A 23,972-nucleotide genomic window follows, 5' to 3' on the forward strand; every position below is an offset into this window, starting at 1 on the left:
CTGTCTCAAGGGTTGCGTATACTACGCTACACCTTTTTATTCGTCAAGATCTTTTTTAAAATTTTTGATCTCACTTAATCACCAACTCTTCGCCTGCTTGTCGCTGACTACGTGTCAGTGGATGCGCATTATAGGGGCTTCTTTTTTTTTAGCAAGCAAAAAAGATAAAATAGCCATCTGGTCGCGCAAGTTTTAATCTCGATGAACTTTAATGTTATGATATTTATTAAGATCGTAATCAGATAATTTTTTAATCAAATTTTCTACAGGCTGAGTATAAACTGTGCTTAATACAATATTTTCGGACGCAGAAGGAATTATTTTGTCCAGATTATATTTATCATTTAGTAAATTACAGACTCTTGTCGCAATCGCATAACCTGAATCTATTATGCTCGCCTGAGGAAAAAGCGTCTGTAATTCTGTCTTAATAAAAGGATAATGCGTACAGCCTAGTACTATTGTATCAGGAATTGTTTGTAACCCAAGCCAAGGTTGCATTAGTTCTTTTAACTGTTTCATATCTACTTTAATGCCTTGTAATTTATTTTCGGCTATAAGTGCTAATTCCGATAAACCTAACATTTTAACAGTACAATGCGAAGCAAATTGCTGTATTAAATCGGTTATATAAGTTCTTTCAACTGTTGCCTTTGTTGCTAATAATCCTATACATTTATTTTTAGTAAGTAAGCTAGCTGGTTTAATCGCTGGTACAACACCAATAATAGGGAAAGAAAATTTAGCACGCAAACTAGGCAAACAAATAGTACTAGCTGTATTGCAAGCAATAACTGCTAAATCAATTGGATAAAATTTAGTAACAGCCTCAATGACAGAGTTCACTCTATTAATTAAAAACTCTGATGATTTATCTCCATAAGGGAACATCTCATTATCGAATACATAGATATAGTGTGCATTAGGTATTTTATTGTAAATTTCATTATAAACAGATAAACCACCAATACCTGAATCAAATACTAATATTGAAGGCGATTGTTTTACGATATTCATTTTAGCTATAAGACATTAAGTAATAAATTAGAAACGCGTCATATCGTAAATCGATTAAAAATTAATGCAAGTATTTTACCTAAGCTAATGTTGCATTTAGTTCCATAAAATATGGACTAGACGTCTAGACGGTAAAACTGCTAAAATAACTAGATATACTTATACAAAAATTAAGTCAAGAAGGTATTCTATGTCAGAATTTCTATTTACTTCCGAATCTGTTTCAGAAGGTCATCCAGATAAAATTGCCGATCAGATATCTGATGCTGTACTTGATGCAATTTTAAAACAAGATCCAAAAGCACGTGTTGCTTGCGAAACATATGTAAAAACAGGTATGGCTTTAGTTGGTGGTGAAATCACTACTTCAGCTTGGGTAGACATCGAAGAATTAACTCGAAAAACAATTAATGATATTGGATATACCAGTTCAGAAATGGGATTTGACGCAAATTCATGTGCTGTGCTTAATGCTATTGGTAAACAATCTCCGGATATCAATCAAGGAGTTGATCGAAACGATCCTCTAGAGCAAGGTGCTGGTGACCAAGGTATTATGTTTGGTTATGCTACAAATGAAATGCCAAATCTAATGCCTGCTGCTATAAGCTACGCTCATGACTTAATGCGCCGCCAAGCAGAAGTTAGAAAAAATGGTACACTTCCTTGGTTAAGACCTGATGCAAAAAGCCAAGTCACATTAATTTACCAAGACGGTCAGATAAAAGGTGTTGATACAATCGTTCTATCAACTCAGCATTCAGAAGGTATTGAGCAAAAAGCATTACATGAAGCCGTCATGGAAGAAATCATTAAACCAACATTGCCAGCCGAATGGTTAACACCTAGAACAAAATACTTTATTAATCCAACTGGACGTTTTGTTATTGGTGGCCCTATGGGAGACTGTGGATTAACTGGACGCAAAATCATTGTCGATACGTACGGTGGAGCAGCTCATCATGGTGGTGGTGCCTTTTCTGGAAAAGATCCTTCAAAAGTTGACCGCTCAGCAGCTTATGCCGCACGCTATGTTGCAAAGAATATTGTTGCTGCAGGACTTGCTGACAGATGTGAATTACAAATATCTTATGCAATTGGTATTGCCAATCCTACATCAATCTATGTCAATACTTTCGGCACAGAAAAAATCCATCACGATAAAATTGTATCGCTTATTAAAGAATTCTTTGATTTAAGACCTTATGGATTGATCCAAATGCTTGAGCTAATTCAACCGATCTATCAACAAACTGCAAGTTACGGTCATTTTGGTCGAGATATATTCCCTTGGGAAAAAACTGATAAAGCGGCACTACTACGTGATGCAGCAGGACTATAAACGCATACCAATTTATTTACATAATCAAACTATGGCTTGTTTAAGAACTCACTTAATGCAAGCCAATCAACGTCTACATTCCCAATATAAAGAGCCTAAGATCATTTATAAACCCAAAGGCAGTATTGCTGGTAGTGCCTTTTTAACACGTTGGGAAATTCAACTTAATTCGATTATGTTGCTAGATAATGGTACTCAATTTATTGAGGAAGTTGTGCCTCACGAATTAGCACATCTCATTGTCTTTAAAGAGTTTGGCAAAGTAAAACCACATGGTAAAGAATGGCAATATATTATGTCAGAAATATTAGGAAAAATCCCTGCAACAACTCACCGTTTTCCTATTCAACGCAATACTTATTTATACTACTGTAGTTGTCAACAACATCAATTAACCTCAATAAGACACAACAAAATTCAAAATAATAAAACTAGTTATTTATGTCGTAAATGCGGTACTATACTCAAACTTAAAAGTGCCATTTAGTACTAAGATATTATATGTGTAAGTTAGATTTTCATTTTTACAAAAGTTCGTTATTAATTCTCACTCTTGGCATTATCCTATATATTACGGGAAATTGGTTTATACCTTTATACAATGGAATGACGGTTGTAGTGATTGAACATATTCAATCTCTCTTCTTATTATTTATGTGCTGTTATACCTATTATTATGCAAAACGAGGATCTGAACATTCTGAGCTTTATAGATTTTGGATTTGGACAATTTTCTGGTGGTTTATGCTTTTTGGTCGAGGAATTAGTTGGGGAAGAGACTTTTTCCCTGAGGTACCTCGTTTCTATTATAAAATCATTGCTAGTATATTAATAGCGATCCCAATACTAAGTATATTTTTACCCACGATTCGCCGAGAAATTGCTCGTCGCTACAAATACGAAAAAATACCATTTTGGCATATATTCTTTGCTTTTTTATTCTTAGGTATAGCTGATATTGCTGAACATCGCCGTATTGGACATGAATTTCTAGTTATAACAAAAGAGCGAAAAGATCTCATTGAAGAATTAATGGAAATTCCTTGTCTTCTTTGTTTATCCTTAATAACCTTTTATATGCAAAAAAATGAAAAAAAGAGAGTAGATTCCCTATGCTAAGCTACCGCCACAGTTACCATGCAGGAAATCATGCAGATGTATTAAAACATATTGTTTTAACGTTATGTATTGAATCATTAAAGGAAAAAGAAAAGCCTTTTTTATATTTAGATACACACTCGGGGGCTGGACGATATCTATTAAGAAGTGAGCATGCAGAAAAAACGGGGGAATATTTATCTGGAATTAATTTACTATGGCAACAATCTAATATTCCTGAATTGCTTAATACATATATATCGGTACTAAGACGCTATAATCCTTTTGAGGAAATGAAATATTATCCTGGTTCACCATTAATTGCGAAGCAATTATTACGTGAACAAGACAAGCTCAACCTTACAGAGTTACACCCAACTGATTACCCTTTATTAAAACAAGAATTTAGTAAAGATAAACGAACAAAAGTTTTACGTGAAGATGGATTTTCCCAATTAAAATCAAAGTTACCTCCACTATCTCGTCGTGGAATAATATTGATTGATCCTTCTTATGAAATTAAAGACGATTATCAAAAAATCCCTACAGCATTATTTGAAGCATATAAACGTTTTGCAACAGGTGTTTACTTAATTTGGTATCCTGTGGTATCTCGTACACAAACTCAAAAAATGATTGATAATATTGTTAACTTAGGCATAAAACGAATTTCACAATTTGAGCTGGCAATAAAGCCTGATAATAACCAAAAAGGCATGACAGCATCAGGGATGATAGTAATTAACCCACCATGGAAATTACACGAACAAATGCATACAATTTTGCCATGGCTAAAAACAACACTAGACGTTGGAAAAACAGGAAATTTCATCATTAGAGAGCTAAATGGAGTTGATCCTTTATATTAACCATAAGTATCCAATGCGTTAATTTCTTGAAAAATTTCCCCATCGTAAGTAACGATGGGAAGTCATTTTTAATGATGATCAATAAAAATAAATTTTAAAGCAAATAGTAAAGCAAAAATTATTACACAAAGATTTAATTGTTTAAATTTGCCAGTAAAGGTTTTTAACACTACATAAGAGATAAAACCTAGTGCAACCCCTTCAGTAATTGCAAAGGCAAATGGCATCATAATTGCTGTAATAAAAGCTGGTGTTGCTTCGGTTAAATCAGACCAGTTAACTTTAACTAAGCTTGAAACCATTAAAATTCCAACAAAAATAAGCGCGCCTGATGTTGCATAAGTAGGTACTAAATGCGCTAGTGGTGATAAAAATGTCACTATTAAAAATAATATACCTACAACAACCGCAGTTAACCCCGTACGTCCACCGACTGAAATACCTGCAGAACTTTCGATATAGGTTAATACTGATGATGTACCAAATAATCCACCTAAAGAAGAGCTAAAGCTATCAATTAATAGTGCTTGACGCATTTTGGGGAATCGACCTTTTTCGTCACTAATGCCTGCTTTATCTGTTAGTGCTAAAATAGTGCCTGATGAGTCGAATAAGCTGACAATCATTATTGAAAAAATAACGCCCATGATACCGATATTAAGCGAACCTGCTAAATCTACATGACCAACAACGCTAGTTACACTTGGTGGCATAGATATAATACCTTGGTAAGTGATATTTGGATCGAGCCATAGTGCTAATAAAGTTACAACTAAAATTGAAATTAATACTGCTGCATGAAAGTTACGAGCCGCTAAAATGACAATGATGAAAAAACCTAGTGATCCTAATAGGACTTTAAGCGATAAGATATTCCCCATAGTTAATAGTGTGGAAGGAGAAGCGACTACAATGCCCATATTTTGAAATCCCATAAAAGCAATAAATAGTCCAATACCTGCACTAATACCTACACGTAAGCATTGTGGAATGTGTTCAATTAACCAGTGACGAACTTTAAATAGTGATAACGCAAAAAAGACTAATGACCCCCAAAATATGGCTCCCATACCGACTTGCCAAGAGTAGCCCATTGCACCACAGACGCCATAAGCAAAGAAGACGTTCAGCCCCATTGCCGGTGCAAGTGCTATTGGTAAGTTAGCAAATAAGCCCATTAAAATCGTTGCCAATGCAGTAATTACACAAGTTAGTACAAACACCGCAGATTTATCCATGCCAGTTGCAGATAGAATCGATGGATTAACAAAGATGATATAGACCATTGTTAAAAAGGTAGTACAACCAGCGATAATTTCAGTACCGATAGTTGTTTTTTTCTCTTTCAATTGAAAGGTTTTTTCGAATATTGACTTCATAAGTTTAGGCCTAATTTAGATTGATAAGTAAGAGTAAAAGTTTATAAACAGTTTTACCTATTTTTTACTAAAGGGGAAAAATAAAAAAGATGAGGAGTATTTACTCCGCACCTTCAAATAAACAAAAATTTTTCAGCGTCAATTATTGCTAGTTATTTATTTTGGTCAAGCGTTATTCTAGTTATTTCTCTTTGCTGTATTATAATGCTACAGAATCAGGTTTATTTAACGTAATTTTTACTTTAAGAATTCTATGACTTTCTATTTCAGCTACTTCAAATAAATAATCGCCAATTTGCAAGGTTTCACCAACATTGAGTAAATGTTGAGCTTTTTCCATTAATAGCCCCGCTAGGGTATGATATTCACGTTTATCATCGATCGGTATTGGTACAAAACGGACTAGCTCTTCAACTGGAATATAACCATTAGCAATCCAGCTATTATCATCTAGACATTGAATATCATGTTTAGCATCAATTTCCTCTTCTTCTGTTGGAAAATCACCAGCAATGGTTTCGATAATATCAGTTACCGAGACAACCCCTTGCATTGAACCAAATTCATCAACCACAAAAGCAAAATGAGTTTTGGCCTTTTTAAATTGTTCTAATGCAACCAGTAACGATACAGTTTCTGGAAAGATTAAAGGTTGTTTGATTAGTGAGTGTATATCGATCGGTGCTTTGCTTTGTAGTACATCTTTTAAAAGGTCATTAACTTGGATAATGCCTAAAGGCTCATCAATTGAGTCATTATCAGTGACAACTAAACGAGAATGAGGATTATCAAAGATTTCTTTTATTATAACATCACGATCGTCATTAATATTGACCATATCAACATCAAGTCGAGATGTCATAATGCTACTGACCGAACGCTGTGCAAGTCCAAGTACTCGTTCAACCATGCTGAGTTCTTGATGATTAAACACTGATACTTTTTTATTAGCATCAGATACGATATCAATATTATGAGTATCGGGATCTTCCTCAGCATCACCTTTTAGTAGATGTAAAATAGCTTCGGCAGTACGTTCTCGTAACGGTTTTTTATTTAATGCTTTACGGCGATTTAGTATGGCTAATTGATTAAAAAATTCAATCATGATTGAGAAACCGATCGCCGCATATAAGTAACCTTTTGGGATAATAAAATCAAAACCTTCGGCAACAAGGCTAAATCCTATCATTAATAAGAAGCTCAAACATAGGATCACAATGGTTGGATGGGCGTTGACAAAATTAGCCAATGGTTTGCTTGCAACCATCATAATACCTATTGCTATACAAACGGCAATAATCATCACTGGGATATGTTCGACCATTCCAACAGCTGTAATAACTGAATCAAGCGAGAACACTGCATCAAGTACAACTATCTGAGCAACGACAGTCCAGAAGTGGGATGTCTTTTTAGGTTTACCATCCTCATTTGATGTGCCTTCAAGGCGTTCATTGAGCTCCATGGTAGCTTTAAATAGCAAGAATATACCACCAATTAGCATAATTAGTTGTCGGGCATTAAAACTGATCTCGGATATCGAAAATAGCGGTGTAGTGAGTGTGACTAACCAACCCGTAAACATTAATAATAAAATTCGAGTGATTAATGCAAAAGCAAGACCGGTAACGCGGGCTTTATCTCGTTGTTGGGGTGGAAGTTTCTCGGCAAGAATGGCTATAAAAACAATGTTATCAATACCAAGGACGATTTCAAGTACAACCAGAGTGGATAAGCCAATCCAGATTGTAGGATCCATGATCCATTCCATATGTCAGGTGATTACCTCTAATAAATACAGCACATGCTGCGTTGTAATTCTGTCTGTAATTGAGCAAATAATCAATAAAATATTTATAAAAATTGCATATCCTGTTAAAAACTTTCAGGTAACTATGTGTTTCAGTATAAATTTAGCTTTTCCAAAATGTTGGTGTGAATAAAACTAGTAAGGTAAATATTTCTAATCGCCCAAATAACATGTCAACCACCATTACCCATTTTACTATATCACTGACACTAGCAAAATTATCACTTACACTACCAAGACCAACCCCTAAATTGTTAAGTGATGATGCTACTATGTAAAAAGAGTCAGTGGCATCAATGCCTGTTGCCATAATAATAAATAAGCTAACTAAAAAGACCAACGTATATGCAGAAAAGAATCCCCAAATCGCTTCGATTATGCGTTCAGAAACCACGCGATTATTTAATTTTAAAGTATAAATAGCGTTAGGATGAATAAGGCGCTTTAGTTCACGTGAGCCTTGCATAAACAAAATTAACACACGAACCACTTTTAAACCGCCACCCGTTGATCCCGCACAACCACCAATAAATGAAGCGCACAATAAAAAGATTGGTAATGATGATGGCCATGTGTTGATATCATCGACACTAAAGCCTGCTGTTGATGATATGGATACCACTTGTAAAATAATTTTATCAATGCTCAGGCGGTGTGGTTTATAGAAATAAATAACAATTGTGCAGATAGCAACTAGTATCAGTAGAATAAATATAAATATTCTGAACTCTTGATCACGCCAGTACTCTTTAATCGAAAAGCCACTTAGTGCGGCAAAATGGAGCGCAAAATTACAGCCGGATAAAATCAAAAAGAGGGTGACGATGTAATTGATTACCGGACTATTAAAATAGGCTAAATTATCATCATGGGTTGAAAACCCTCCCATTGATATTGTAGAGAAACTATGTGACACAGCATCAAATACATTCATACCAGCCAGCCAGAGACAAATAGCACAAAGCGTTGTTAGCAAAATATAAATTGACCAAAGTGTTTTAGCTGTTTCAGCAATACGTGGACGCATTTTACTGTCTTTTTGCGGACCGGGAATTTCGGCACGATAAAGTTGCATTCCCCCTACCCCCAGTAATGGTAAGATAGCAACAGCTAGCACGATAATCCCCATCCCTCCAAGCCATTGCAATAATTGGCGATAGAAAAGTAAAGCTTTAGGTAGATGATCTAACTTAACAATTGTGGTGGCACCTGTTGTGGTTAAGCTTGAAAATGATTCAAAAAATGCAGTATTTAAATTTAAATTAATATGTGTATCAAAAATAAAAGGAAAAGCGCCAATTGATCCTAGAACAACCCAAAATAGTACGACGATAAAAAAGCCTTCACGTGTGCTCAGCTCGTGGCGATGATTACGATTAGGAAACCATAGTGCAATTCCTAAAATTAAGGCAACAAAAAAAGAGCGAACAAAAATTGCACCAGCCCCATCGCGATAGATTAATGCAACAAGTGCTGGTAATAACATGAATATCGATAATAGGGATACTAATAAACCGATAATTCGTAAAATTGATCGCCAATGCATCATGATGATAGTCTCTACTTAAATCCACGTGATGCTTTGATAAGATCATAGGCCGCTTGAATCTCTTGTGCACGTTTTTTGGCGGCTTCAAGCATCTCTTTCGGTAAGCCTTTCGATACTAACTTATCAGGATGATGCTCATTCATTAATTTACGATAAGCTCTTTTTATTTCTGAGATTTCAGCTGTAGCTGCAACACCTAAAATTTTGTAAGCATTTTGTAGGTCGGATTGTGGTGAGCGACCTTGATAATTTCCATAATTATTACTGCGTTGGTATTGGTCTCGTTGTCCGTATTGGTTACTATAGCCATTTTGACGGAAGTGATAACTTCCCATCATCATTTGGATATATATTGCCATTTGTTGACGTGGAATATTAAATTCTTCAGCCACAATAAATAAAATTTGTTGTTCTTTTTCGTCTAAAACGCCATCAACTAATGCGGCTTGGATCAATTGCTCACAAAAAATATTTAACACATTACGTCGAAAACGATATTGTGCGTATAGCTCAGCCAAACGAGATCTTAGTGGGTAGTCACTTGCTTTACCATTATTAAATGAATCTTGTGCTAGTTTTCGGCCGTTTCGGTCAAGTTGTAATCTATCCATAAATTGACTGGCAAGATTAATATCATCTTGTGTAACGACCCCTTTAGCTTTACTTAAGTGACCTAGAACTTCAAAAACAACAGTTAAATAAAGTGTTGGATTTGCTTGTGTTCTTTGTTCGGTCAATTTATTACAAAACATGCGGTAAAGCATTGGCCCAACAAAAAGCCCAAGAATAAATCCCCATCCTGTTTTTAATACAGTGCTCAAAACAAAGCCTGCAATTATTGCCCAGATAAAAGACATATTATTCGTTCACCTCTATTTTATCTATCTTTTGTAAACCTCTCGGTAATGGTGTACCTTTTCGTGCTCGCTCTGCCTTAAATTTTTGTAAATCAGCAGGATATAATGTAAGTTTGCGTTTACCAACATATAACGTTATTGAAGTGTCTTGTGTAATTAATAGAGTATAAGTAAGGCAGTCATCAGCACCTGAAAGTGATACTATTTTATTTCCTTTACCTTTAGCAAGTTCAGGTAAATCTTTTACAGGAAATATGAGCATTCGACCTGCTTTGGTGATTGATAGTAGTAAACTATCTTCAGATGTGATTTCAATTGGTGGCAATATTTTAGATTCTTTAGGCAAATTAATAATTGCTTTACCATTACGATTGCGAGCAATCAAATCACTAAATTTACCAATAAATCCATAACCAGCACTTGAAGCAAGTAATAATTTTTGATCATCATTTTGAGACATGAGCACATGTTCAACTGTTGCACCAGCGGGTAGTGCTAATTTACCAGTTAATGGTTCGCCTTGACTTCGTGCTGATGGTAACGTGTTTGGTTCTATAGCATAACTACGTCCCGTTGAATCGATGAAAATAACAGGTTGATTACTTTTGCCTTTGGCGGCAGCTTTAAAACTATCACCAGATTTATAACTTAAACCAGCAGGATCAATATCATGACCTTTTGCTGTTCTTACCCAACCCATTTCAGATAAAACGACAGTAACAGGTTCAGATGGTGTTAACTCTTGTTCACTAATAGCTTTAGCTTCACTGCGCTCAACAATTGGAGAACGACGGTCATCGCCATATTTTTCAGCATCCTCTTTTAGCTCTTTTTTAATTAAATTACTCAATTTTTTAGGCGAAGCTAACAAAGCTTGCAGATGATCACGCTCTTTTGCAAGCTCACTTTGTTCGCCTTTAATGCGCATCTCTTCAAGTTTGGCTAAGTGGCGAAGTTTTAACTCTAAAATCGCTTCGGCTTGAATTTCAGTTAAGGCAAAACGATTAATTAATTCTTGTTTAGGTTCATCTTCGTGACGAATAATTTCGATAACTTCATCAATATTTAAAAAAGCAATTAATAAGCCATCGAGAATATGGAGTCGTTTTAATATTTTATCTAAACGGTAATTTAAACGTCGAGTGACGGTATTTTTTCGATACTCTAACCATTCAGTAAGAATTTCAACTAAGCCTTTTACTGATGGGCGATTATCAAGCCCAATCATATTCATATTAACCCGATAACTTTTTTCGAGATCGGTTGTGGCAAATAGATGATTCATCACTTGCTCTAAATCTACTCGATTTGAACGTGGCACAATGACCAGACGAGTTGGATTTTCGTGATCAGACTCATCACGTAAATCTTCAATTAAAGGTAGTTTTTTGGCTCGCATCTGAGAAGCTATTTGTTCTAAGATTTTAGCACCCGAAACTTGATGAGGCAGATCTGTAATTACAATATCACCTTCTTCTTTCTTCCAGACAGCACGCATACGGATTGAACCACGACCCGTTTTATAGATTTTCGCTATGTCTTCTGGTGAAGTAATAATTTCAGCTTCTGTTGGGAAATCGGGGCCTTGTATGTGAGCCATTACTTCGTTTAGCGTCGCATTGGGGTTATCAGCAAGCATAATTGCCGCATTCGCGACTTCACGAAGGTTATGAGGCGGTATATCAGTTGCCATGCCGACCGCGATACCTGTTGTACCATTTAATAAAATGTTGGGTAATCTAGCCGGTAACATTTTAGGTTCTTGTAAAGTACCATCAAAGTTAGGCGTATAATCAACCGTTCCTTGTCCTAGTTCACCTAATAGTAGTTCGGCATATTTTGACAAACGTGATTCAGTGTAACGCATAGCGGCGAATGATTTAGGATCATCAGGAGCCCCCCAGTTACCTTGCCCATCAACTAATGGATAGCGATATGAAAATGGTTGCGCCATGAGCACCATCGCTTCATAACAGGCACTATCACCATGAGGATGATATTTACCAAGCACATCCCCGACGGTACGCGCAGATTTTTTAAATTTGGCTTGTGCGTTAAGTCCTAATTCAGACATAGCATAAACAATGCGTCGTTGCACTGGTTTTAAGCCATCTCCAATAAATGGCAAGGCACGATCCATAATGACATACATTGAGTAGTTTAAATAGGCACTTTCGGTAAAAGTGCGTAACGACTGGATTTCTACTCCGTCATGAGTTATCTCACTCATTATTGTTCCTCTAAATCATTCTGTTTGTTAGACATCAAGTTCAACTTGATCGCCTTTTTCTTGTAACCATTCGCGGCGATCTTCTGAGCGTTTTTTAGCAAGTAGCATATCCATTAATGCCATCGTTTGCTCAGCATCATCAAGCGAAAGCTGTACTAAACGACGCGTATTGGGATCCATTGTTGTTTCGCGTAGTTGTAGTGGATTCATTTCACCTAGACCTTTAAAGCGCTGCACATTGGGCTTGCCTTTTTTACGTTTAAGCTGTTCTAAAATGCCTTCTTTTTCTTCTTCATCTAAGGCGTAATGAACTTCTTTTCCTAAATCGATGCGGTAAAGCGGCGGCATAGCAACAAAGACATGCCCATGTTCAACCATCGTACGAAAGTGCCGAACAAATAAAGCACAAAGTAATGTTGCAATATGTAGTCCATCTGAGTCAGCATCGGCTAAAATACAGATTTTACCATAACGTAATTGGCTTAAATCATCGCTATCTGGATCGATACCGATAGCAACAGAAATATCATGGATTTCTTGTGAGCCGAGTACTTCATCGGACGAGACTTCCCATGTATTTAAGATTTTGCCTTTAAGAGGCATAATGGCTTGATATTCACGATCTCGCGCTTGTTTAGCCGAACCTCCCGCAGAATCGCCTTCCACTAAAAATAGTTCAGTACGACTTAAGTCTTGTGATGAGCAATCAGCCAATTTGCCTGGTAATGCTGGACCACTGGTTAATTTCTTTCGAATGACTTTTTTGGACGCTTTTAAGCGTTTTTGTGCACATAAAATTACCATTTCAGCTAGTAATTCGGCTATTTGTACATTATGATTCAACCAAAGACTAAACGCATCTTTCACAATAGCCGAAACAAATGCCGCACTTTGGCGCGATGATAAACGTTCTTTAGTTTGACCCGCAAACTGAGGCTCTTGCATTTTGACTGAAATAACATAGGCACAGCGTTCCCATATATCATCGGCGGTTAATTTTAATCCTCGTGGTAACAAATTGCGAAACTCACAAAACTCACGCATTGCGTCTAATAATCCTTGACGTAAACCATTAACATGGGTGCCACCTTGTACGGTTGGGATTAAGTTAACGTAACTTTCAGTTAATAATTCTCCACCTTCTGGCATCCAAAGCAGTGCCCATTCTACAGCTTCTGTTTCGCCAGTATGATTACCTGTAAAAGGCGTTTCAGGTAAAAGAGAGTAACCGCTGACAGATTCCATTAGATAATCTTTTAGGCCATCTTCATAACACCAACGTTGTTCGGTATTATTGATTTCATCTTTAAAAATAATTTCAAGGCCAGGGCAAAGTACCGCTTTAGCTTTTAGTAGATGTGATAAGCGTGGGACAGAAAATCTAGGCGAATCAAAATATTTTTCGTCAGGCCAAAAATGAACTTTGGTACCTGTATTACGACGACCACAAGTGCCCGTAATATGCAGATCTTCAACTTTATTACCGTTTTCAAAAGCTATTTCGTACACTTGTCCATCACGATGAACTGTAACTTCAACACGTTTTGATAATGCATTGACTACCGAAATACCTACACCGTGTAAACCACCTGAAAATTGGTAATTTTTGTTCGAGAACTTTCCGCCAGCATGTAAACGACAAAGCAATAATTCAATCGCTGGTACACCTTCTTCAGGGTGAATATCAACCGGCATTCCTCGCCCATCGTCGATAACTTCTAGTGAATTATCTTGAAAAAGGGTAACCTTAACTTTACGAGCATGACCTGCGATAGCTTCATCAACACTGTTATCAATGACTTCTTGCCCTAAATGGTTTGGTCGGCTTGTGTCAGTGTACATTCCTGGCCGATGACGAACTGGATCAAGGCCTTTTAATACTTCAATATCAACGGCATTATAAGTAGATTGTGACATAGTTTTTCTATTTATTCGAATAAATGACGGCTATTATACCAATCTTTGTTTAATAAGACCAAGGTCAATGGTGAAGGGGCTTGATTTGCAATGCTAAACTGTATTTATCATAATAAATTAATCATAATGATTAAGATGGAAACTTATTGAGAGTAAATCGTTGGCACTGCCCTTTAATTGATTTTTATACCTAAAATCTCTATGTGCAAATAAATTCATAATGTATTTTTAATTGTGAATTACGGTTGATAATTTAATACCTAGAGCAAGTGTTGTATTTATTTTTCGTTTTACATTGTCAATATAGTCTATAACAAAATCAACACTCTTAACAAATCTTAACAAATATTAATAAAAGTTAATGTTTTTTATCTTTAAATAAAATTATTTTTTGTTTAAAATTAAAGCAACGCCCTCTTTATGGGCGATATTTTACACATTAATACTACAGAAACACCATTAATTAATGGTCAATAATAACTCAACTATTTAATTTTTTAAAATAATCATAAGTTCACAAAATAGAATAGGTAATGGTATAATGTCGATTAATCATACTTTTCAACAACCAAAAAATTTAATTTCTCTAAGATCATTGCTTTTTAATTGTCAGTCACAGCTATTTTATACTCCATGTAAACGCTTTCTCTCATTTCTAAAATTTTTTTCTTTACGTTTAACTCTATTTACTTGCATTTATCTTCTTTTACCTGCTAATAACTCAATCGCTTTATCAGCAACGACCAATAAAGTAATACAGGGTAGTGCACCATATTTAACGTTTGATGGTGGAATTACGAAACACGAGAGTTTAGTAGAATTTTTAGGCATAACGTTATCAAATAATAAAAGCTATATTCCACAAGGTACAAGTAAGGTTTTATATCCTAGTGGTGTAATAGATATTTCAAGTGAAATCAAACCTATTGAGTTACCGAATAAAGCTGACACGTTTGAGAGTGTGCAAACAATTGTACCTGTAGCAAGCTACCCACGTATTGATCTAACTGACTTGGTTGGAGAGCCGTTTAATTATTTGAAAGACGATGATGGTGATAAACCTATAAGCGTAACAGGTAGCATCACGATTAAGTGGCAAAATAGAAAAGGCGAAGATATTACTGATGAGGTTAAAGCATATTCAAACAAGTTATTAAATATTTGTGACGCACCGTATAAAATCACATTATCTGCAACGAATGGCAATGTATCAACTCAGTATGGAATCCCCTACAAGAGTCATCTTTTTGGTGCAAGTCATAGCTTCTATATTAAGCCCAAAATAGATAATCCAATTGTTTGTTTTGTTCAACCAAATTTATACAAGCAAGCTGATGATGAATTAGCAACTGATTGGGTTAAAAATAGAGGGTTTAAGGTACAGCCATTTACTAGACCAACTAACAACTTTCCAACAACGGGGGCAAATAAATTGTTTTTTTACTTATTGTTGGGTGGGATAACCCCAGAGCAAGTTATTGCAGTCAATGGTAAAACAGTGAGAGGGACAGGAACAGGTGTAATATTGAAATTAAGTGCAGCAACTACCCAGAATTGGGATGGGCGGTATCCTAATATAGATAAGGCATTAAAGATAGAATTAATTGGACCAAATCAGTTATCGTTAAATACAAATTTTACGCCATCAGAATTTAAGTTGTATTCTGATAGTATTGGTGGTCATTTACTTTATAACTTTAAAATAGAGCGTTGGTATATAGCTCGACCGGGAGGAGTAGATTACACTAATGCCAAAAAATTTTGTCGTGACTTAGGTAATGGCTATCGAGTACCGGATATTAATGACTATACCAACGCAATGAGATCAGATACTAATTTTAACTGGACAGTCGGTATTCCAGGAAGAAATGTTAACCATTATCAAAGGCGTTTGAGTTACCGAAATGGTAGTCGCTGGATTGGAGGGATATTTAACGAGTGGGGGTTCACCTTTAGAGGCATCAACAACTATCCCGGTACCGACTGGGATAACTACAACTATTGGGCATTCCAGTCAAGAGATAACCATCAATACAACGTCGACTCGTACAACGGTTTTATCAACTACAACTACCCGTCCAACGCCAACGGTAGGGCGGCATGTGTGAAACCCTAAACAACATGTGCTAGATGTCGTTATTAAACGAAATCAACGAATGTAATGTAGATAATCCCAACTTTTGTGGAAATACACTGATTTGTCTAAATTTTATAGTTAAAATAACCCGTTAAAAACTCATAAAGCGTTTTCCTCGAAATCGCTTTATGGGATTTAATCTTATTATAATTCTAACAGCTATCTATTTAATCATCATTTCATTCGATTCTTATTAATTTAAACAGTTTTCGTTTTTAGTTTGTTTATTTCTTTTTTAGTATTATTATCAACAAATCCCATATTTATATCAGGGAATAATGTGAGTAAACTACAAAATAAAATAACCCGACGTAATTTTTTACAAAAATCATTAACTATAGCAGGTGTATCTGTACTAACGAATAATATACAATTGCCTTTTGTCTATGCAGAGCCAAACACCAATGCTAGAAGTAAGATAATCCTTACTAATTCCACAGATGAAGAAAAGATTGTTTATAGTGCTTGTTTAGTAAACTGTGGTAGCCGTTGTCCTTTAAAAGTTCATGTCAAAAACGATATTATTACTAAAATATCATCAGAAGATGGGATTAATGATTCCGTTTTTGGCTTGCATCAAATTCGCCCTTGTCTTCGTGGTAGATCTGTTCGTTGGCGAACTTATGATCCTGAACGTTTAAAGTATCCTATGCTACGCATTGGTAAACGTGGTGAAGGTAAATTTAAACGAATTTCATGGGATCAAGCCATTAGTCTACTAGCCAATAAACTTAAATATACCATTAATCAGTATGGCAATGAGGCAATTTATTACCAATATGGTTCAGGTACAACAGGAGCTAATCTTTCTGGGCGTAATGCATGTAAGCGTTTTTTAAGTACAATTGGTGGTTTTTTAAATTATCATGGCGATTATTCGAGTGGGCAAATTTCAGCTATTCGCCCTTATATTTTTGGTAATGCTAAGGATTCTTTACTTGATCAGATAAAGCACTCTGATTTAGTTGTGATGTTTGGACATAACATTGCCGAGACCCGAATGTCGGGTGGAGGGCAAGTTACAGAGCTTTTTCATGCATTAGAACAAAGTAATGCACGGATGATTATAATTGATCCCCGTCGCAGCGAAAGTGTGGTGGCGTATAACGCTGAGTGGATCCCGATTATTCCCGGTACCGATGCTGCGTTAGTTGCTGCTATTGGTTATGCTTTACTTGAAGAAGATCGTATTGACGATGCAATGCTCAATCAATATTGTGTCGGTTGGAACACTGACTCATTGCCTGACAGTGCACCACCTTTTAGTGATTTTAAATCTTATATTCTCGGATTGGGTAACGATAGAACGCCTAAAACTCCAGAATGGGCAGCGAAAAAGACAGGTATTCCTGCGGCACAAATTCGTAAGCTAGCACTGGATATTGTTAATGCTAAAGCTGCATGGATTTCTCAAGGTTATGGTGTACAGCGCTGGCAAAATGGCGAACATACCGCACGTGCGATTATGATGCTACCTATTATTACAGGACAATTTGGTAAACCTGGTACCAATATTGGGACGTGGGGAGGGAGTGTTATTTATCCTATACCTAGTTTTAACCTTCCAAATCCTGTTAAAACCAGTATTCCTTTCTTTCTATGGACGAAGGCAATTGAAGATGGGCCAAGTATGACAGCTAGAAATTCTTATCTTAAAGGTAAGGAGAAGTTGGATGTAGGTATTAAATTTATCTGGAATTATGCTGGTAATGTAATTGGCAATCAACATTCAGATCTAAATCGTACTCACCAAATTTTACAAGATGAATCAAAATGTGAATTTATTCTTGTTTGGGATACGCATATGACTGCATCAGCCAAATACGCTGATTTATTGCTGCCTGATGTTTCATCAGTTGAAAATAATGATTTGATTAATAACTCTTATTCATCTGGTGCGTATAGTTATTTAATTCGTATGCAACGTACAATTAATCCGCTTTGGGAAAACCGTGCAGCTTATGATGTATTAACCGATCTTTCTGAAAAGCTAGGCGTAAAAGATAAATTTACTGAAGGTCGTTCTCAAGATGAATGGATAGAATATTGTTATGAGCAATTGCGAAAAAATGAACCTAATTTACCTCCTTTTGCTGATACCGATGGTATGGGAGTAATTGAGCGTAGGCTTGCCGATAGTGATAAACAAATTGGTTTAAAAGCTTTTAGAGATGATCCTATTAAAAACCCATTAAACACGCCGTCGGGAAAAATAGAAATCTATTCAGAGGCATTAGCTAATATTGCCAACAAATGGGAGCTTGATGCCGAAGATGTTCTGTACCCAATTCCAGCATATTTGCCTGCTATCGAAGGGAGCGAAGATAAACCAAAACGTAAAAAATACCCGTTGCAACTTATTGGATTTCATACTAAAGGGCAATGCCATTCCTCTTATAGTAATTTGCCGCAATTGCGTGAAGCTGTTGCTAACAGCCTTTGGATTAATCCATTCGATGCCGAGCAAAGGCAGATTAAGCATGGGCAATTGGTCGAAGTTTATAACGATCGTGGTCGTTTGTATATTCCTGTTAAAGTTACGCCACGTATATTACCAGGAGTGATTGCGATTCCGCAAGGAATGTGGGCAAAAACCAATTCTATAGGGATTGATATTGGCGGATGTATTAATCGGTTAACATCATTGCGCCCAACAGTACTTGCAAAATCGAATCCACAGCATACCAATCTGGTTGAAGTTAAACCATTATCGGTTGCAGGATTAACATTGTAAATTAAAGAGTGGATAATAAAAATGCAATATGGATTTTATATTGATTCTTCAAAATGTACCGGTTGCAAAACCTGCCAACTCAGTTGTAAAGACGAGAAAGACAATGCTTTAGGTGTTCATTTTCGCCGTGTTTATGAATATGGTGGAGGTACTTGGCAGTTGGTTGATGGTATGTGGCAAAACGATACCTTTGCCTATTATTTATCTATCTCGTGTAATCATTGTGAAGAACCAACTTGTGTACAAGGTTGCCCAACAGGTGCGATGCATAAACGAAAGCAAGATGGTTTAGTGGTTGTTAATCAAGATATTTGTATTGGTTGTCGATATTGCGAAATGCGTTGTCCTTATGGAGCACCGCAATTTGATCATCAAAAAAAGGTCATGTCAAAATGTGATGGCTGTTATGAACGTGTAGCCGAAGGTTTAAAACCAGTATGCGTTGAATCTTGCCCTCAGCGTGCGTTAGATTTTGACGAAATTGAAAAACTACGTCACCGTTATGGTGATGAATGCAATATTGCACCACTACCAAGTTCACAGCTGACTAAACCTAATATTGTGATAAAACCACATGCACATGCTAAAGCATCTGGTGATACCTTAGGTAAAGTACTTAATCCTGAGGAGGTATGAGTTATATGCATGAATTACCATTGGTATTTTTTACGGTACTCGGTCAATTATCTGCTGGGATGGTGTTGATTGGTGGCATATCATCTTTAAGCCATTATTCATACAGTTTAATTAAGATAAATAAAATGAATATGGCGGCTCTGATTGTAATGGCTGTTGCAATGCTTATTGCTTCGCTACATTTAGGTCATCCTTTTCGGGCTCTTAATGTTATTTGGGGTATTGGTCGTTCGCCGATGAGCAATGAAATTTTTTCCTTTGGTCTCTTGTTTGGAATAACATTAGTATGTGTATTACTAACTTATTTTTCTTATCATAATGATGGTAAAAAATGGCTATTGGTCAACTCACTTTGTCAACGCATATATCAAATCCCCAATTTTTCTAAAATATTATCTTTATTGTTGATCTTTTTTAGTTTAATTTTTGTTTGGATGATTGCTCTTACTTATATGCTACCAACGGTTAAAACCTGGAATACCTATTACACAGCCATTCAGATGTATACCTCTATGCTAGTGTTAGGAGGAATTGTTGCAATAGTTTTTGGGATATATCGAATTGGCATAATTTCTTTCTTTATTGGAGTAATATCGATTCTGTTATTAAAAATTCCTTATATTAATTTAATAACCTCAGTATCACCTGAACTTACCCCAAAACAATATATTTGGATGTTAATTCAATGCCTATTATTAGTACTCGCACTTGTTTTAGTTATTGTAAATATTTATCGATCTAAGCAATCAACAATAATTTACTCTATTGCTTTTATTATTGTTTTAGTTGCCGAGTTATGTGGGAGAATTGCGTTTTATAATTTATGGACTATTCAAATGTAAAATTAATAACATTTTAATGTTTTTAATAACAATAAAAACATACTATACAACAGGGACTGTTGATTTTTTTAACAAAAAATAAACAGATATACTAGTGTCTTTCTATAAAAATAACGACTATCTTCTATAAATAATTAATACCAAGATCAAGCACTTATTGATAGCAAAAACTTGACATTATCTCCCCTGGGGTCTAGAATCTTGCGACCCAAAACTTATACACATAGGTTTTGGTCTACAGTTATTAATTACGTATCTAAAAAGCAATTTTAAATTTATTTTAATTAATCAGGAGCTTATTAATGGCAACAATTAATCAGCTGGTACGCAAACCAAGAGCACTAAAGGAAGCAAAAAGCAACGTTCCTGCCCTTGAAGCATGCCCGCAAAAACGCGGTGTTTGTACTCGTGTTTACACAACTACACCGAAAAAACCAAACTCAGCATTACGTAAAGTATGTCGTGTACGTTTAACCAATGGTTTTGAAGTTACTTCTTATATCGGTGGTGAAGGTCATAACCTACAAGAACATAGTGTAATTTTAATCCGTGGTGGTCGTGTTAAAGACTTACCAGGTGTTCGTTACCACACTGTTCGCGGTGCATTAGACTGCGCAGGTGTTAAAGATCGTAAACAAAGCCGTTCAAAATACGGTGTTAAACGACCTAAAGCTTAATGGAACTCCGTTAAGTAAGGCCAAACTATATAATTCCATTTAACTCATTTGAGTTTTGGGTAAACCTGAAAATTTATAACATATAAACGGAGTATTCCAATGCCACGTCGTCATGTTGTCGGTCAAAGAAAAATTCTTCCTGATCCGAAGTTCGGTTCAGAGTTACTGGCGAAATTTGTAAATATTTTAATGATAGATGGTAAAAAATCTATCGCAGAATCAATCGTATATTCAGCTCTTGATAAATTAGCTGAGCGTAGTGGAAAAGACCACTTAGCAGCTTTTGAAGTTGCATTAGATAACGTAAGACCAACTGTAGAAGTTAAGTCACGTCGCGTTGGTGGTTCTACATACCAAGTTCCTGTTGAAGTGCGTCCAGTTCGTCGTAATGCACTTGCAATGCGTTGGATTGTAGATGCTGCACGTAAACGTGGCGACAAATCAATGGCTTTACGCCTAGCGAATGAACTTATGGATGCTTTTGAAAACAAAGGTACCGCTGTGAAAAAACGCGAAGATGTTCATCGTATGGCTGAAGCTAATAGAGCGTTTGCACACTATCGTTGGTAATATTCGCACTTATAATTGTATAAGTGACTTGAATTTGGACTGATAGCCCTTATCTGCTATCGGTCACCAAAATGATGTTTTATTAAGCAAACGATTCTAAACAGAGGATTAATATGGCTCGTACAACCCCTATAGCACGCTACCGTAACATCGGTATCAGTGCACATATTGACGCAGGTAAAACAACAACGACTGAACGTATTTTGTTTTATACTGGCGTTAGTCACAAAATTGGTGAAGTTCATGATGGTGCAGCTACCATGGACTGGATGGAACAAGAACAAGAACGTGGTATTACTATCACATCTGCAGCAACAACAGCTTTCTGGTCTGGCATGGGTCAACAATTTGAACCACACCGTATCAACATCATCGACACCCCTGGACACGTTGACTTTACAATCGAAGTTGAACGTTCTATGCGTGTTCTTGATGGTGCAGTAATGGTTTACTGTGCGGTTGGTGGTGTGCAACCTCAATCAGAAACTGTATGGCGTCAAGCAAACAAATATAAAGTTCCACGTATTGCATTTGTCAACAAAATGGACCGTATGGGAGCTAACTTCTTACGTGTTGTTGATCAAATCAAAACTCGTTTAGCAGCGGTTCCAGTTCCTTTAGTTTTACCAATCGGTGCTGAAGAAGGATTTACTGGTGTTGTTGATTTACTTAAACGTAAAGCAATTAACTGGAATGATGCAGATCAAGGCGTAACATTTACTTATGAAGATGTGCCAGCTGACATGGTTGACCAGGTTGAAGAATGGCGTTCTTTCTTAATAGAAACTGCAGCTGAAGCAAGTGAAGAGTTGATGGAAAAATACCTTGGTGGTGAAGAGTTAACTGAGCAAGAAGTGAAAGCCGCATTGCGTGAGCGCGTACTTGCCAACGAAATCATCTTAGTAACTTGTGGTAGTGCCTTTAAAAACAAAGGTGTGCAATTCATGCTTGATGCTGTTATTGAATACTTACCAGCGCCAACTGATGTACCAGCAATCAAAGGTGAATTACCAAATGGTGAAGCTGCTGAACGTCACTCAAGTGATGATGAGCCATTCTCATCATTAGCGTTCAAAATTGCAACAGACCCATTTGTTGGTAACTTAACATTCTTCCGTGTTTACTCTGGTGTTGTTAACTCTGGTGATACTGTTCTTAACTCTGTGAAAGATAAGAAAGAACGTTTTGGTCGTATCGTTCAGATGCATGCTAACAAACGTGAAGAAATTAAAGAAGTTCGCGCAGGCGATATTGCTGCTGCAATTGGTCTTAAAGATGTCACAACTGGGGATACTCTTTGTGCTGAAAGTGCACCAATTATTCTTGAAAGAATGGAATTCCCTGAGCCGGTAATTTCGGTTGCTGTTGAACCAAAAACTAAAGCTGACCAAGAAAAAATGGGCCTTGCTTTAGGTCGACTAGCACAAGAAGACCCTTCATTCCGTGTTCACACTGATGAAGAATCTGGTCAAACTATTATTTCTGGTATGGGTGAACTTCACTTAGAAATCATCGTTGACCGTATGAAACGTGAATTTAAAGTGGAAGCAAATGTTGGTAAACCACAAGTTGCTTACCGTGAGACAATTCGCAATGAAGTAGAACAAGAAGGTAAATTTGTTCGTCAGTCTGGTGGTCGTGGTCAATACGGTCATGTATGGTTAAAAATCAAACCATTGGAAGCTGGTGGCGAAGGCTACAAATTCAACAACGAAATCGTTGGTGGTGTGGTTCCTAAAGAATACATCCCTGCGGTTGATAAAGGCTGTCAAGAACAAATGAAAAACGGTGTTCTTGCTGGTTACCCAATTGTTGATGTTGAAGTCACTATCTTTGATGGTTCTTACCATGATGTTGACTCATCAGAAATGGCATTTAAAATTGCTGGTTCAATGGCATTTAAAGATGGCTTCATGAAAGCTAAACCTGTGCTTTTAGAACCAATTATGAAAGTCGAAGTTGAAACTCCAGAAGATTATATGGGTGATGTTATCGGTGACTTAAACCGTCGTCGTGGTATGATCGAAGGAATGGAAGATACTGCAACAGGTAAAACTGTTAAAGCACAAGTTCCACTTTCAGAAATGTTTGGTTATGCAACAGACCTTCGTTCACAAACTCAAGGTCGTGCTTCTTACTCAATGGAGTTCTTGAAGTACAATGAAGCACCAACAAATATTGCAACCGCAATTATTGAAGCTCGTAAAGCGAAATAATTTTATCTAAATAAAGTAACACCTCCCTTAATCACTTAAGGGAAGTGATTTAATAAAGGAACATTAAGATGTCTAAAGAAAAATTTGAA

Annotated in this window: 18 protein-coding genes; 11 read left to right on the forward strand and 7 right to left on the reverse strand. The window is 36.4% G+C overall.

The genetic code is table 11. From position 1 onward, the window contains the following. Positions 1 to 192: 192 nt before the first annotated feature. The gene (gene murI, locus B9N71_RS08955) at positions 193 to 1,017 is read right to left on the reverse strand and encodes a glutamate racemase (protein ID WP_085165633.1); all 825 of its coding nucleotides are present in this window, start codon (positions 1,015 to 1,017) and stop codon (positions 193 to 195) included. 190 nt (positions 1,018 to 1,207) lie between these two features. Here murI and metK point away from each other — a divergent pair, with 190 nt between their 5' ends. Genes metK through B9N71_RS08975 form a run of 4 tightly spaced genes read left to right on the forward strand, consistent with a single transcriptional unit; the run spans position 1,208 to position 4,326 of the window. Next, complete coding sequence (metK, locus tag B9N71_RS08960; RefSeq protein WP_065590413.1) at positions 1,208 to 2,359, forward strand: methionine adenosyltransferase; 1,152 nt, start codon at positions 1,208 to 1,210, stop codon at positions 2,357 to 2,359. Continuing rightward, on the forward strand, positions 2,343 to 2,846 hold the full coding sequence (locus tag B9N71_RS08965) for a SprT family zinc-dependent metalloprotease (RefSeq protein ID WP_034913345.1): 504 nt from the start codon (positions 2,343 to 2,345) through the stop codon (positions 2,844 to 2,846). The genes metK and B9N71_RS08965 overlap by 17 nt, the downstream gene beginning before the upstream one ends. A 14-nt stretch (positions 2,847 to 2,860) precedes the next feature. Then, entirely contained in the window at positions 2,861 to 3,478 is a 618-nt protein-coding gene (locus B9N71_RS08970; protein ID WP_085165635.1) for a hypothetical protein, read from the forward strand. Further along, positions 3,472 to 4,326 carry a 23S rRNA (adenine(2030)-N(6))-methyltransferase RlmJ gene (locus tag B9N71_RS08975; RefSeq protein WP_085165637.1) on the forward strand — a complete coding sequence of 285 codons (855 nt, stop codon included), beginning with the start codon at positions 3,472 to 3,474 and terminating at the stop codon, positions 4,324 to 4,326. Before B9N71_RS08970 ends, B9N71_RS08975 begins: the two co-directional genes overlap by 7 nt. A 68-nt stretch (positions 4,327 to 4,394) precedes the next feature. Here the strand turns inward: B9N71_RS08975 and B9N71_RS08980 are convergent, their stop codons facing one another. From B9N71_RS08980 to parE, 6 genes are all read right to left on the reverse strand, one after another. After that, positions 4,395 to 5,705 carry an NCS2 family permease gene (locus B9N71_RS08980; protein WP_085165639.1) on the reverse strand — a complete coding sequence of 437 codons (1,311 nt, stop codon included), beginning with the start codon at positions 5,703 to 5,705 and terminating at the stop codon, positions 4,395 to 4,397. A gap of 199 nt (positions 5,706 to 5,904) precedes the next feature. Next, the gene (locus B9N71_RS08985) at positions 5,905 to 7,479 is read right to left on the reverse strand and encodes a TerC family protein (protein WP_034913350.1); all 1,575 of its coding nucleotides are present in this window, start codon (positions 7,477 to 7,479) and stop codon (positions 5,905 to 5,907) included. A gap of 142 nt (positions 7,480 to 7,621) precedes the next feature. After that, positions 7,622 to 9,064 carry a TrkH family potassium uptake protein gene (locus tag B9N71_RS08990; RefSeq protein ID WP_065610854.1) on the reverse strand — a complete coding sequence of 481 codons (1,443 nt, stop codon included), beginning with the start codon at positions 9,062 to 9,064 and terminating at the stop codon, positions 7,622 to 7,624. A gap of 14 nt (positions 9,065 to 9,078) precedes the next feature. Beyond that, positions 9,079 to 9,924 (reverse strand): co-chaperone DjlA, encoded by an 846-nt coding sequence (gene djlA, locus B9N71_RS08995; RefSeq protein WP_085165641.1) that lies wholly within the window; start codon positions 9,922 to 9,924, stop codon positions 9,079 to 9,081. Position 9,925: 1 nt separating this feature from the next. After that, the gene (gene parC / locus B9N71_RS09000) at positions 9,926 to 12,154 is read right to left on the reverse strand and encodes a DNA topoisomerase IV subunit A (protein WP_085165643.1); all 2,229 of its coding nucleotides are present in this window, start codon (positions 12,152 to 12,154) and stop codon (positions 9,926 to 9,928) included. Between the two features lie 27 nt (positions 12,155 to 12,181). Continuing rightward, positions 12,182 to 14,071 carry a DNA topoisomerase IV subunit B gene (parE, locus tag B9N71_RS09005; RefSeq protein WP_085165645.1) on the reverse strand — a complete coding sequence of 630 codons (1,890 nt, stop codon included), beginning with the start codon at positions 14,069 to 14,071 and terminating at the stop codon, positions 12,182 to 12,184. A gap of 541 nt (positions 14,072 to 14,612) precedes the next feature. Between parE and B9N71_RS09010 the strand changes: the two genes are divergently transcribed. The 7 genes from B9N71_RS09010 (at position 14,613) to fusA (ending at position 23,883) form a co-directional block, all read left to right on the forward strand. Then, a complete protein-coding gene (locus tag B9N71_RS09010) occupies positions 14,613 to 16,187 on the forward strand; it encodes a hypothetical protein (protein ID WP_085165647.1) in 1,575 nt (524 codons plus the stop codon). Positions 16,188 to 16,488: 301 nt separating this feature from the next. Beyond that, positions 16,489 to 18,942, forward strand: a complete 2,454-nt coding sequence (locus B9N71_RS09015) for a DMSO/selenate family reductase complex A subunit (RefSeq protein WP_085165649.1) — start codon at positions 16,489 to 16,491, stop codon at positions 18,940 to 18,942. Positions 18,943 to 18,963: 21 nt separating this feature from the next. Further along, positions 18,964 to 19,578 carry a DMSO/selenate family reductase complex B subunit gene (locus tag B9N71_RS09020; RefSeq protein ID WP_065590405.1) on the forward strand — a complete coding sequence of 205 codons (615 nt, stop codon included), beginning with the start codon at positions 18,964 to 18,966 and terminating at the stop codon, positions 19,576 to 19,578. Next, the gene (locus B9N71_RS09025) at positions 19,575 to 20,420 is read left to right on the forward strand and encodes a dimethyl sulfoxide reductase anchor subunit family protein (protein WP_085165651.1); all 846 of its coding nucleotides are present in this window, start codon (positions 19,575 to 19,577) and stop codon (positions 20,418 to 20,420) included. The genes B9N71_RS09020 and B9N71_RS09025 overlap by 4 nt, the downstream gene beginning before the upstream one ends. Positions 20,421 to 20,722: 302 nt before the next feature. Further along, positions 20,723 to 21,097 carry a 30S ribosomal protein S12 gene (gene rpsL, locus B9N71_RS09030; RefSeq protein ID WP_034883792.1) on the forward strand — a complete coding sequence of 125 codons (375 nt, stop codon included), beginning with the start codon at positions 20,723 to 20,725 and terminating at the stop codon, positions 21,095 to 21,097. A 99-nt stretch (positions 21,098 to 21,196) separates the two neighbouring features. Beyond that, positions 21,197 to 21,667, forward strand: coding sequence for a 30S ribosomal protein S7 (rpsG, locus tag B9N71_RS09035; RefSeq protein ID WP_034915550.1), 471 nt, complete (start codon positions 21,197 to 21,199; stop codon positions 21,665 to 21,667). A 113-nt stretch (positions 21,668 to 21,780) separates the two neighbouring features. After that, positions 21,781 to 23,883, forward strand: coding sequence for an elongation factor G (gene fusA / locus B9N71_RS09040; protein ID WP_065590403.1), 2,103 nt, complete (start codon positions 21,781 to 21,783; stop codon positions 23,881 to 23,883). Positions 23,884 to 23,972 lie beyond the last annotated feature (89 nt).

Origin of the sequence: Gilliamella bombi (assembly GCF_900103255.1) — a bacterium.
Lineage (GTDB): Bacteria > Pseudomonadota > Gammaproteobacteria > Enterobacterales > Orbaceae > Gilliamella > Gilliamella bombi.